Below are 12,786 nucleotides of genomic sequence, written 5' to 3'. Positions count from 1 at the left end.
TGCCCGTTGATTGTCGCGCACGGCTTGCACGGCGCAGACCACCACGGAGACACCATGTTCGACTACATCATCGTGGGCGGCGGATCGGCCGGCTGCGTGCTCGCCGCCCGCCTCAGCGAAGACCCCGCCACGCGGGTGGCCCTGCTGGAGGCCGGCCCGCCGGACCGCAGCGTGCTGATCCACTGCCCGGCCGGCCTGGCGCTGCTGGCCAAGAACGGCCAGGCCAACTGGGGCCTGCAGACCGTGCCGCAACCCGGCCTGAACGGCCGGCGCGGCTACCAGCCGCGCGGCAAGGTGCTGGGCGGGTCGAGCTCGGTCAACGCCATGATCTACGCGCGCGGCCATGCCAGCGACTACGACGGCTGGGCCGCGCAGGGCAACCCCGGCTGGTCGTTCGACGAGGTGTTGCCGTACTTCAAGCGCGCCGAGCACAACGAGCGCGGCGCCGACGCCTGGCACGGCCAGGGCGGCCCGCTCAATGTGATGGATCTGCGCAGCCCCAACCCCTTTCTGCCGGCCTTCCTCGACGCCGGCGAGCAGGCGGGTTACCGCCGCAATGCCGACTTCAACGGCCCAGAGCAGGAGGGCATTGGCGCCTACCAGGTCACGCACAAGAACGGCGAGCGCCACAGCGCGGCCAAGGCCTACCTCACGCCGCACCTGGATCGGCCCAACCTGCGGGTGATCACCGACGCGCTCACCCTGCGCGTGGTGACCGACACCGACGAGGACGGCACGGTGCGCGCCGTCGGCGTGGAGTACCGGGGCAACGGCGGGCGCGGCCCGCTGCAGATCCTGCGCTTGAAGGAGGGCGGCGAGGTGGTGCTGAGCGCGGGTGCCTTCGGTTCGCCGCAGTTGCTCATGCTCTCGGGCATCGGCCCGGCCGCGCAGCTGCGCGAGCACGGCATCGCCCCGGTGCACGACCTGCCCGGTGTGGGACAGAACCTGCACGATCACGTGGACGTGGTCATGGTGGTCAACGCCCCCAGGATCAAGGACCTGTTCGGCCTCTCGCTCACCGGCGTGGCGCGGGTGGTGCGCGGCATCTTCGAGTGGCGGCGCCGGCGCAGCGGCATGCTGACCACCAACTTCGCGGAAGCGGGCGGCTTCATCAAGAGCTCGCCCGCCGAGCCCATTCCCGACCTGCAGCTGCACTTCGTGGTCGGCAAGCTGGTGGACCACGGCCGCAAGACGGTCTTCGGCCATGGTTACTCGTGCCATGTCTGCCTGCTGCGCCCCCGGAGCCGGGGCAGCCTGCGGCTGGCCAGTGCGGACCCGCTGGCGCCGCCGCTGATCGACCCCGCCTTCCTGCAGGACGCCGACGACACCGCGCGGCTGGTGCAGGGCTTCAAGCGGATGCGCGAGCTGCTGCAGCAACCCGCGCTCACCCGCCACGGCGGCACCGAGTCGGCGGCGTCCGCCCAGGCGCAGAGCGATGCGCAGATCGAGCAATTCATCCGCGATCACGCCGACACGATCTACCACCCGGTGGGCACCTGCCGCATGGGGCCGGATGGCGCGCCCGGGGGCCTGGACGTGGTGGACGCGCGCCTGCGCGTGCACGGCGTGGCCGGCTTGCGCGTGGTGGATGCGTCGGTGATGCCCAGCGTGGTGGGCGGCAACACCAACGCCCCAGTGATCATGATGGCGGAGAAGGCGGTCGATATGATGAGAGCCGATCGTTCCCCCCGCGCCGCGCCTGACGGCGCGTCACCCCCCGAGGGGGCAACCGCAGTGGCCCGGCAAAGCCGGTTCCACGCGGTTTCCGGTTAACCTTACTTCTCCGATCCACCACTTCTCCTCCGGCGCGCACGCGTTTCGTCCAGGATGCCGCGGAACTGGCTTTGCCAGGCCGCAGGCATCGCCCCCTGGGGGGTGACGCGAAGCGGCGCGGGGGGCTCCAAAAAATGATTCTCGAGCATGCCGACATCCGCATCGACCCCCTGAAGAGCTCAGCCTTTGAAGAAGCCATTCTTCGCGGCGTGAGCACCGTCATTTCCCAGGCGAAGGGCCTCAAGGGTTACCAGGTGCAGCGATGCATCGAAACGCCGGGGCGCTACGTGCTGCTCATCCAGTGGGAAACGCTCGAAGACCACACGGTGGGTTTCCGCGGCTCCGAAGCCTTCGCGCAATGGCGCGCCATCGTCGGCCCCTTTTTCGTGCAACCGCCGGTGGTGGAGCACTTTGAACTCGTGGGCCAGGGCTGAGCGCCTCGCCTCCGCCGCCAGGCACCCTTTGGTTGTAATCGAGTTACAACTTTAGTTTTTCCGCATCAGCGTCGACTTGCCGAACAGGCTTTCGATCAGGTCCACCGCCAGCACGGCGGTGCGGTTGCGCACATCGAGCGCCGGGTTGAGCTCCATCACGTCGAGTGAGCACAGGCGACCGGTGTCCGCGATCATCTCCATGCACAGTTGCGCCTCGCGGTAGGTCGGGCCGCCGAGCACGGTGGTGCCCACGCCCGGCGCGATCTCCGGGTCGAGAAAGTCCACGTCGAAGCTCACGTGCAGGTGGGTCTGCTCGTCCACGCCCATCAGCGCCTGTTCCATGGTGTGGCGCATGCCCATCTCGTCGATGTAGCGCATGTCGAACACCTCCAGGCCGGCCTGGTGCACCAGGCGCTTCTCGCCCGCGTCCACGCTGCGGATGCCGATCTGCCGCACCACGCTGGCGTCGATGGCCGGTGTGGTGCCGCCGATGCCGGTGAGCTCGGGCGGGCCCATGCCGCAAAGCAGGGCCACCGGCATGCCGTGGATGTTGCCGCTGGGGGTGAGCGCGGCGGTGTTGAAGTCGGCATGGGCGTCGAGCCAGAGCACGCGCAGCTTCTTGCGTGCTTCGCGGCAGTGGCGCGCCACCGCGCTGATCGAGCCCAGGCCCAGGCAGTGGTCACCGCCGAGCACGATCGGCAGGCGACCCAGCGCAAGTTCGGCATGCACGGCCTCGTGCAGCGACTGGTTCCAGGCCACCACTTCCTGGAGATGGCGGTAGCCCTCGGTGGGAGGCAGCCAGGGGTTGGCCGGGCCACCGAGGTTGCCGCGGTCGGCCACGCTCAGGCCCTGGCCTTCGAGCACCGTGGCCAGGCCCGCGACCCGCAGGGCTTCGGGACCCATGGAGGCGCCGCGGGCGCCGGCGCCGATGTCGGTCGGCACACCGATGAGGCTGACGTCTTTTTGCATGGCGGTATTGTGAGTGAGGTGATGCCCGAGTGTGATCGACCTCGGGCTGGTTTCAAAACGTATGGCGTGTTACCAGCCACCGGCCGCAGGGCGGACCTTGGGCACAGGCCCTCCACCGGGCACCCGTTTTTCGTCGGGGAATTTTGTTACCAACCCACACCTTTCGTGCCGGACTCCAAGCCGTTGGGAAGCTGATACTCCGTTCGCGCTGGGTGGGTCTCCGCCCATCGCGGTGATTTATCTCACGTTCCAGGCGTGTCAGACACTGCATCGCAGTGTGACCCGGAACTCCCTTCCGATCGCCAAGCCGCCACCCCCGAGTGAGCGTCAAGGTGTTTTTGTGCCGCAGACATGAACCCGACTCCGATCCCGACGCCCTTGATGGATGCCTCCTCGACCCGCAAGTCGCTGCCGTTGCTGGCCGTGCTCTTCGCGGCCACGCTGACCGCCTGTGGTGGTGGCGGTGGTGGTGGTTCCACGGCGGCGGGGGGTGGCACGACCACCGAACCGGTCACGGGAGCTCCGGCGCCCGCGCCAGCTCCGGCGCCTGCACCCGCACCCGCACCCGCGCCAGCTCCGGCGCCCGCACCGGCTCCTGCTCCTGCTCCTGCTCCTGCTCCTGCTCCTGCTCCTGCTCCTGCTCCTGCTCCGGCACCCGCCACCACCGCCTGCGATGCCGCCACCGGTCGCGTGCTGCAGGTCGGTCCGGGCAAGACCTACACCGTGCCCAGCGCCGCCGCCGCCGTGGCGCAGTCGGGCGACGTGATCAAGATCACCGCCGGCGACTACCGGGGCGACGTCGCCTCCTGGTCCGCCAGCAACCTGACCATCTGCGGCGTGGGCGGCAAGGCCCGCCTGTTCGCCAACGGCAACAACGCCCGGGGCAAGGGCCTGTGGGTGGTCACCGGCTCGAACATCACCATCGACAGCGTCGAGTTCCGCGACACCACGGTGCCCGATCAGAACGGTGCCGGCATTCGGGCCGAGCACGGCGGCGACCTGCGCATCGTCAACAGCGGTTTCTACGACAACGAGAACGGCATCCTGGCCAACGCCGGCTCGTCCACCATCACCATCGAAGGTTCCGAGTTCGCGCGCAACGGCCTGGGCGACGGCTATACGCACAACATCTATGTCAACCAGATCAACCGGTTGACGGTGAGCCGCAGCTACTTCCACGAAGCCAAGGTCGGCCACAACCTCAAGAGCCGGGCCCGCGAGACGGTGATCGAGAACAGCTACTTCATGGACGGCCCCACGGGCACGTCGAGCTACCTGGCCGACTTCCCCAACGGCGGCCGTGTGTACCTGCGGGGCAACCTGTTCCACAAGGGCCCGCAGGCGAGCAACCCGAATGCCATTTCCTACGGTGCGGAGGGCCTGTCGAACCCGACCAACACCTTCGAGGCGGTGCACAACACCGTGGCCATCACCCGCTCGGGCGGCGCCTTCCTGGCCATCGCCAGTGGGACCTCGTCGGTCACGCTCACGGCCAACCTGTTTGCCGGCACGGGCAGTCCCTCGCTGATCACGGGCGGCTACGCCGCGGGCAACGCGGCGCAGTCGAACAACGTGACCTCGGTGGCCAGCAACATCCCGGGCGCCAGCAGCATCGCCAGCCCGAACTTCTGGCCCAACGCGGCGCTGCAGGCCCTGATCGGCCTCTCGACGGTGCCGGACGCGAGTTACACGCGCGATGCGCCCACCCCCTACGCCGCCCGGGCGATCTCGGGCAGCCGCAAGGTGGGCGCACTTCAGTCACCCCCATAACCCGCCGGACCGCCCGGCAGGAGGGCACGGCAGAGCCCGTGCTCAGGAGGCGGTCGCTTTTTCTTCTTCAGCTTTCAGGTGATTCTTCTCATGTCCCAACTCGATTCCTTCTCCCGTCCGGCGTCGCACGCCGGTGTGTTGGCCGCCTGTGCCGTGCTGTTCGCCATGGCCGCCGCGCCGGCCCAGGCCCAGAGCACGTCCGCGACCTGGACCAAGGTCGCCAACGAAGGCAAGGTGTTCTGGTTCTCCGGCACGAAAAACGTGCGCTACGGCACCGGCAGCCGCTGGGCGTACAAGACGGTTCGCACGGCCGGTCTTTGCACGAGCGGCTATTTCGGTAACGACCCTGCCAAGGGCGCGACCAAGACTTGCGAGGTGATGGCCGCGGCTGCACCGGCGCCAGCTCCCGCACCGGCACCAGCTCCCGCACCGGCACCAGCTCCCGCACCGGCGCCAGCTCCCGCACCGGCGCCAGCTCCCGCACCGGCGCCAGCCCCCGCACCGGCGCCAGCTCCCGCACCGGCGCCAGCTCCCGCACCGGCGCCAGCTCCCGCACCGGCACCAGCTCCCGCACCGGCGCCAGCCCCCGCACCGGCGCCAGCCCCCGCACCGGCGCCAGCCCCCGCACCGGCACCGGCACCGGCGCCAGCTCCCTCGGGCACGGCCTGCGACACGGCCACCGGCCGCGTGCTGCAAGTCGGTCCGGGCAAGACCTACAGCGTGCCGAGCGCCGCGGCTGCGGTCGCGCAGTCGGGCGACGTGATCAAGATCACCGCCGGCGACTACCGGGGCGATGCGGCAACCTGGAAGGCCAGCAACATCACCATCTGCGGCGTGGGCGGCAAAGCCCGTCTGTTCGCCGATGGGAAAAACGTCCAGGGCAAGGGCCTGTGGGTGGTCTCCAGCCCGAAAATCACGATCGACAACATCGAGTTCCGCAACGCGACCGTGCCCGATCAGAACGGCGCCGGCATCCGCGTGGAGCCCGGCGTCAACCTGACGGTGCGCAACAGCGGCTTCTTCGACAACGAAAACGGCATCCTGGCGGCCGCCGGTGCAACCACGATCACGATCGACCGCTCCGAGTTCGGGCGCAACGGCCGGGGTGACGGCTACACGCACAACATCTACGTCAACCAGATCGACCGCATCGCGGTGACCTCCAGCTTCTTCCACGAAGCCAAGATCGGCCACAACTTCAAGAGCCGGGCGAAAGAGTCGGTGCTCGAGAACAGCTACTTCATGGACGGCGCCACCGGCACGTCGAGCTACCTGGCCGACTTCCCCAACGGTGGCAAGGTGGTGCTGAAGGGCAATATGTTCCACAAGGGCCCGAACGCGGACAACCCGAACGCCATTTCCTATGGCGCCGAAGGCCTGTCCAACCCGAGCAACACCTTCGAGGCCGCGCACAACACGGTGGTCGTCACCCGTTCCGGCGGCGCCTTCCTGGCGATCGCCAACGGCACCAGCTCGGTCAAGCTCACGGCCAACCTGTTCGCCGGCACGGGCAGCCCCGCGCTGATCACCGGCGGCTATGCCGCCGGCAACGCGGTGCAGTCGAACAACGTGACCTCGGTGGCCAGCAACGTCCCGGGCGCGTCCAACGTCACCACGCCGAACTTCTGGCCCAACGCCACGCTGCAGTCCCTGATTGCCCTGTCGGTGGTGCCGGACGCCAGCTACACCCGCGATGCGCCCGCGCCCTACACGCTGCGCGCGATCTCGGGCAGCCGCAAGGTCGGCGCGCTGCAGGCCGCGCCCTGAGGCCGGTTCGCTCCGTTCTGAAGGCCCGCCCCGTGCGGGCCTTTTTCATGCATCAAAGCGTATGAGCTGTTACAGGTGAAGCCCCGATCGGTGGGGCTTGCCGGGCAGGGTGGCGGACATCGGTTACATAAAGAATCATCATGTGACAATAGGTCTTGCGTCAGGGCCCACACTGCGGCCCATCTCCCGGTTCTGGCGGGGGTGGGGCGCCGAACGGCGAGACTCCCCCCGCAGCTCTCCGCCGGCCCTGCGCCCCGCACCTCCATTCCTTGCCCATCTTGAACACGCCCTTCTCTCTGCCATCGAGCCCTGCTGCTCGCCGTCCGTTTTCTTCCCTTGCGTTCCCCGGTCTGCTGCTCGCCGCCGCCCTGAGTGCGTGCGGCGGTGGTGGCGGCGGTTCGTCCTCGGGGGGCTCCTCCTCGGGCGGCAGCCCCACGCCGTCGCCTTCGCCACCCCTGTCGGCCGGCGCCGTGTGCGACACCGCACCCGGCCGGGTGCTCCAGGTGGGGCCGGGCCGGACCTACGCGGTGCCCAGTGCGGCGGCGGCCGTGGCGCAGGCGGGCGATGTGATCAAGATCGACGGGGGCGACTACCGGGGCGACGTGGCCTCCTGGACCGTCAACAACCTGACCATCTGTGGCATGGGCAGCCGCGCGCGGCTGTTCGCCAATGGCAACAACGCCCGCGGCAAGGGCCTGTGGGTGGTGTCGGGCGCGAACATCACCATCGACAACATCGAGTTCCGCGACACCGTGGTGCCCGACCAGAACGGCGCCGGCATCCGGGCCGAGCACACCGGCGACCTGCGCATCACCAACAGCGGCTTCTACGACAACGAGAACGGCATCCTGGCCAACGCCGGCTCCGCCACGATCACGATCGAGAGTTCCGAGTTCGCGCGCAACGGCCGGGGCGACGGCTACACGCACAACATCTACGTCAACCAGATCGACCGGCTGACGGTGAACTCCAGCTACTTCCACGAGGCCAAGGTCGGTCACAACCTCAAGAGCCGGGCGCGCGAGTCCATCATCCAGAACAGCTACTTCATGGACGGCCCTTCGGGTACGTCGAGCTACCTGGCCGACTTCCCCAACGGCGGCCGCGTGGTCCTGAAGGGCAACCTGTTCCACAAGGGGCCGCTGGCGGAAAACAACAACGCGATCGCCTACGGCATGGAAGGCTTGTCGAACCCCAGCACCTCGCTGGAAATGGTGCACAACACCGTCGCCATCACCCGTTCGGGCGGGGCCTACCTGTCCGTGGCCGGCGGCGCCTCGGTCGCACTCACCGCCAACCTGTTCGCGGGGACCGGCAACCAGTCCTTGTTCGCCAGCAGCTTCTCCAACGTGACGCAGTCGAACAACGTGAACTCGGTGGCCGCCAACATCCCGGGCGCGAGCAACATCACCAGCCCCAACTTCTGGCCGAATGCCACGTTGCAGGCCCTGATCGGCCTGGCCGGCGTGCCGGATGCGACCTACACCCGCGATGCGCCCGCGCCTTACGCCTCCCGGGCGATCTCGGGCAGCCGCAAGGCCGGCGCCCTGCAGGCCGCGCCCTGAAGCAGCGGCGCCTCGGCGCCGCTGCGGGTGAACGACAATGCGTTCACCCATTGACTCCCAACCCGCCACGCGCTTGCGCGCGCAGCGGGTTTTCTTCATGTCCGACGTTTCCCCTTCCATCTGGTCGTCCTGCGGCCACGAGCACCTGGTGCGCGATGCGCGCGGCTGGTTGACCCCCACCGACGGCTACTGGCGGCTCTGGCTCGATCGCCCCGAACTCGCGCTGGTCGAAGAGTCCTGCCAAGCCGAGCGGGCGTTGCACGCCGCCTTGATGGCTGAGCCCACGCGCGCCGTCGCGCCGGCCGAACTCGACGCCTTCGAGGACGAGGATGCCCGCGCCAACCACCGGCTGTTCCTGGGCTTCCGGGACGCGGTGGTGGCCGCGGGCTCGCTCGAGGCCGCCTACGCCGGTTTTTTCCAGACCGGTGCGATCCAGATCCCGCCGCTGTTTCTGGACCTGCTGGTGCAGGCCCTGGTGTGCCACCTCCTGGAAGACGAAACCGACGCCTGGGCCTGGCGCGCGGCCGAGATGCTGTTTCGCCGCCAGCGCGTGAGCGTGCAGGATGGCCGCGTGCTTGGCGGCGACAGCGAGGTGCTGGACCTGCTCAACGAGACCGGCGGCCTGGGCGAGCTGGGGCGCCTGTTGGTGCAGGGCGGCGCGGCGCTGCCGGCCACGCAGATCGAGGTGCTGGGCGACGACAATGCGCCGCGATACCTGCGCAGCCGGGAGGGGGCTGGGCGCTTCAACTTCGTGCTCGACCTCACGCACGAAATCCAGAACGAATTGCCGCATGGGCTCACGCTCACCATGACGCGCTCCCGCTCGGGCCTGAAGGCGCTGGCCTCGGTGCTGGAGAAGTGGGTGCGCCATTTCCACGGCGTGGCCGTGAAGATCCAGCCCGAAGCGCGGGTGGAAGACCCGTCGTGGCGCTGGCATGTGGGGCTGGATGTGACCTCGACCGCGCTGCTCAACGACCTCTACCTGGGCAATGAGGTGGACCCCGAGCGCCAGCGCCGGCTGATCAGCCTGTTCCGGCTGAGCTTCGTCGACCCGCAGGACATGCGCGCCGACGTGCGCGGCAAGCCGGTCTACCTGGGCCTGGCGATGGCGGCCGACGGCCTGCTCAAGCTCAAGCCGCAGAACCTCTTGCTCAACCTGCCGCTGGCGCGGCCGATGTGAACCCCGGGCCCGCGCCGGGCCTCGTCACATGTTGCGCCGGTACTGCCCGCCCACCTCGAACAGGGCGTTCGTGATCTGACCGAGCGAGCACACGCGCACGGCGTCCATCAGGACCTCGAACACGTTGCCGTTCTCGATCACCGCCTGGCGCAGGCGCTGCAGCATGGCAGGGGCCTCGTCGGCGTGGCGGGCGTGGAAGTCGGCCAGGCGCTTGAGCTGGTTCTGCTTCTCGTCGTCGGTCGAGCGGGCGAGTTCCAGTGTCTCGGGCGTGAGGTCGCCGTGCGGGTTGCGGAAGGTGTTCACGCCCACGATCGGGTATTCGCCCGTGTGCTTGAGCATCTCGTAGTGCATGGACTCGTCCTGGATCTTGCCGCGCTGGTAGCCGGTTTCCATCGCACCGAGCACACCGCCGCGTTCGGCGATCTTCTCGAACTCCTGCAGCACGGCCTCTTCGACCAGCTCGGTGAGCTCGTCAATGATGAAGGCGCCCTGGTTGGGGTTCTCGTTCTTGGCCAGGCCCCACTCGCGGTTGATGATGAGCTGGATCGCCATCGCGCGGCGCACCGAGTCTTCGGTCGGGGTGGTGATGGCCTCGTCGAAAGCGTTGGTGTGCAGGCTGTTGCAGTTGTCGTAGATCGCGATCAGCGCCTGCAGCGTGGTGCGGATGTCATTGAACTGGATCTCCTGCGCGTGCAGGGAGCGGCCGCTGGTCTGCACGTGGTACTTCAGCTTCTGGCTGCGCTCGTTCGCGCCGTACTTGTCGCGCATGGACGTGGCCCAGATGCGGCGCGCCACACGGCCGAGCACGGTGTATTCCGGGTCCATGCCGTTGCTGAAGAAGAAGCTCAGGTTGGGAGCGAAGTCGTCGATGTGCATGCCGCGCGCCAAGTAGGCTTCCACGAAGGTGAAGCCGTTGGAGAGCGTGAAGGCGAGCTGGCTGATCGGGTTGGCGCCGGCCTCTGCGATGTGGTACCCGCTGATGGACACCGAGTAGAAGTTGCGCACGTCGTGGTGCACGAAGTACTCGGCGATGTCGCCCATCACCTTGAGCGAGAACTCGGTCGAGAAGATGCAGGTGTTCTGGCCCTGGTCTTCCTTGAGGATGTCGGCCTGCACCGTGCCGCGCACATTGGCCAGCACCCATTCGCGGATCTTGGCGGCCTCGGTGGCGGTGGGCTGGCGGCCGTTTTCGGTCTCGAACTTCTCCAGGTTCTGGTCGATCGCGGTGTTCATGAACATCGCGAGGATGCTGGGCGCCGGGCCGTTGATGGTCATGGAGACCGAGGTGGCCGGGTGGCAGAGGTCGAAGCCGCCGTAGAGCACCTTCATGTCCTCCAGCGTGGCGATGCTCACGCCCGAATTGCCCACCTTGCCGTAGATGTCGGGGCGCGGGTCGGGGTCGTTGCCGTAGAGCGTGACCGAATCGAAGGCGGTGGACAGGCGCTTGGCCGCCATGCCCTCGGAGAGCAGCTTGAAGCGGCGGTTGGTGCGGAAGGCGTCGCCTTCGCCCGCGAACATGCGCGTGGGGTCCTCGCCCTCGCGCTTGAAGGCGAAGGTGCCGGCGGTGTAGGGGAAGCTGCCGGGCACGTTGTCCAGCATCAGCCACTTCAGGATCTCGCCGTGGTCTTCGTACTTCGGCAGCGCGACCTTGCGGATGACGGTGCCCGAGAGGCTCTTCGTCGTCAGCGCGGTGCGGATCTCCTTGTCGCGGATCTTCACCACGTACTCGTCGCCCGCGTAGGCCTTCTGCATGTCGGGCCACTGGGCGAGCAGCTTGCGGGCGGCCGGGTCCTGGTCGAGCTCGCGCAATTGGGCCAGGTCGATCACGGCCTCGGCGGCGCGTGCGCGCTCGGGCTTGTCCTTGCGCAGCATGGCCGCGCTGGCGTTGAGCTGCTGGATCTCGCGCGCCAGGCGCGACTGCTCGATCGCCTTCTTCTTGTAGCCGCGCACCGTGTCGCTGATTTCGGCGAGGTAACGCGTGCGCGCGGGCGGCACGACCGGCGTCTGGTTGGTGCTGTGGCGCACCTTCACGGCAGGCAGCCGGCCTTCCTGCAGCGGCAGGCCGAGCTCGCCCAGGCGGACTTTCAGCGCCTGGTACAGCGCGGTCACGCCGTCGTCGTTGAAGCGCGCGGCCATGGTGCCGAACACGGGCATCTGGTCGGGCGGCGTGCTCCAGGCTTCCTGGTTGCGCTGCACCTGCTTGGCCACGTCGCGCAGGGCGTCGAGCGCGCCCTTGCGGTCGAACTTGTTGATGGCCACGAAGGCCGCGAAGTCCAGCATGTCGATCTTCTCGAGCTGGCTGGCGGCGCCGAACTCGGGCGTCATCACGTACATGGGCAGGTCCACATGCGGCACGATGGCCGCGTCGCCCTGGCCGATGCCGGAGGTCTCGACCACGATGAGGTCGAAGCCGGCGCACTTGCAGGCCGCGATCACGTCGGGCAGGGCGGCGCTGATCTCGCTGCCGAAGTCGCGCGTGGCCAGCGAGCGCATGTAGACGCGCTGCCCCTGGCTCCAGGGGTTGATGGCGTTCATGCGGATGCGGTCGCCCAGCAGGGCGCCGCCGCTCTTGCGGCGCGAGGGGTCGATGGAGATCACGGCCACGCGCAGGCGGTCGTCCTGGTCCAGCCGAAGGCGGCGGATGAGTTCGTCGGTCAGCGAGGACTTGCCCGCGCCGCCGGTGCCGGTGATGCCGAGCACCGGCACCTTCTTGCTCTTGGCCTGTTCGCGCAGGGCGGAGACGATGGCGGCGTCGGCGCTGCCGTTCTCCAGCACCGTGATGAGCTGGGCCAGCGCACGCCAGTTCAGCTCGCCCTGGCCTTCGATGGCCGCCAGCGCCTTGGGCGCGTAGGGGCTGAGGTCGCGGTCGCAGCGCATCACCATCTCGCCGATCATCCCGGCCAGGCCCATCTTCTGGCCGTCTTCGGGGCTGTAGATGCGCGTCACGCCGTAGTCCTGCAGCTCGCGGATCTCGGCCGGCACGATCACGCCGCCGCCGCCGCCGAACACCTGGATGTGCTCGCCGCCCCGGCTCTTGAGCAGGTCGACCATGTACTTGAAGTACTCCACATGGCCGCCCTGGTAGGAGCTGATGGCGATGCCTTGCGCGTCTTCCTGCAGCGCGGCGGTCACCACCTCGTCCACCGAGCGGTTGTGGCCCAGGTGGATCACCTCGGCGCCCATGCCCTGCAGGATGCGCCGCATGATGTTGATGGCGGCATCGTGCCCGTCGAACAGGCTGGCGGCGGTGACGAAACGCACCTTGTGCGTGGGGCGGTAGTTGGCCAGTGCCTGGTACTCGGCGGCGAGGTTGCTCATGGTGTCTCTC

The 12,786-nt window shown here is 68.4% G+C and carries 8 protein-coding genes; 6 read left to right on the top strand and 2 right to left on the bottom strand.

What is annotated here, in order from left to right; all coding sequences use genetic code 11:
* Nucleotides 1-54: 54 nt before the first annotated feature.
* Nucleotides 55-1,773 (top strand): GMC family oxidoreductase, encoded by a 1,719-nt coding sequence (locus AC07ZS_RS11285; RefSeq protein WP_494798692.1) that lies wholly within the window; start codon nucleotides 55-57, stop codon nucleotides 1,771-1,773.
* A gap of 134 nt (nucleotides 1,774-1,907) precedes the next feature.
* The gene (locus AC07ZS_RS11280) at nucleotides 1,908-2,207 is read left to right on the top strand and encodes an antibiotic biosynthesis monooxygenase family protein (RefSeq protein WP_494798691.1); all 300 of its coding nucleotides are present in this window, start codon (nucleotides 1,908-1,910) and stop codon (nucleotides 2,205-2,207) included.
* Nucleotides 2,208-2,258: 51 nt separating this feature from the next.
* Here the strand turns inward: AC07ZS_RS11280 and rocF are convergent, their stop codons facing one another.
* Nucleotides 2,259-3,176 (bottom strand): arginase, encoded by a 918-nt coding sequence (gene rocF, locus AC07ZS_RS11275; RefSeq protein ID WP_494798690.1) that lies wholly within the window; start codon nucleotides 3,174-3,176, stop codon nucleotides 2,259-2,261.
* A gap of 351 nt (nucleotides 3,177-3,527) precedes the next feature.
* Between rocF and AC07ZS_RS11270 the strand changes: the two genes are divergently transcribed.
* The 4 genes from AC07ZS_RS11270 (at nucleotide 3,528) to AC07ZS_RS11255 (ending at nucleotide 9,458) form a co-directional block, all read left to right on the top strand.
* Complete coding sequence (locus AC07ZS_RS11270; RefSeq protein ID WP_494798689.1) at nucleotides 3,528-4,946, top strand: right-handed parallel beta-helix repeat-containing protein; 1,419 nt, start codon at nucleotides 3,528-3,530, stop codon at nucleotides 4,944-4,946.
* Between the two features lie 90 nt (nucleotides 4,947-5,036).
* Entirely contained in the window at nucleotides 5,037-6,713 is a 1,677-nt protein-coding gene (locus AC07ZS_RS11265) for a right-handed parallel beta-helix repeat-containing protein (protein ID WP_494798688.1), read from the top strand.
* Between the two features lie 269 nt (nucleotides 6,714-6,982).
* Entirely contained in the window at nucleotides 6,983-8,278 is a 1,296-nt protein-coding gene (locus tag AC07ZS_RS11260; protein WP_494798687.1) for a right-handed parallel beta-helix repeat-containing protein, read from the top strand.
* A 97-nt stretch (nucleotides 8,279-8,375) separates the two neighbouring features.
* Nucleotides 8,376-9,458 (top strand): DUF6352 family protein, encoded by a 1,083-nt coding sequence (locus AC07ZS_RS11255; protein ID WP_494798686.1) that lies wholly within the window; start codon nucleotides 8,376-8,378, stop codon nucleotides 9,456-9,458.
* 24 nt (nucleotides 9,459-9,482) lie between these two features.
* On the opposite strand, the gene icmF is transcribed toward AC07ZS_RS11255, so the two are convergent.
* On the bottom strand, nucleotides 9,483-12,776 hold the full coding sequence (gene icmF / locus AC07ZS_RS11250) for a fused isobutyryl-CoA mutase/GTPase IcmF (RefSeq protein ID WP_494798685.1): 3,294 nt from the start codon (nucleotides 12,774-12,776) through the stop codon (nucleotides 9,483-9,485).
* Nucleotides 12,777-12,786 lie beyond the last annotated feature (10 nt).

It is taken from the genome of Hydrogenophaga sp. GW456-12-10-14-TSB4, assembly GCF_059424305.1.
This window is presented reverse-complemented; position numbering and strand designations above follow the sequence as displayed.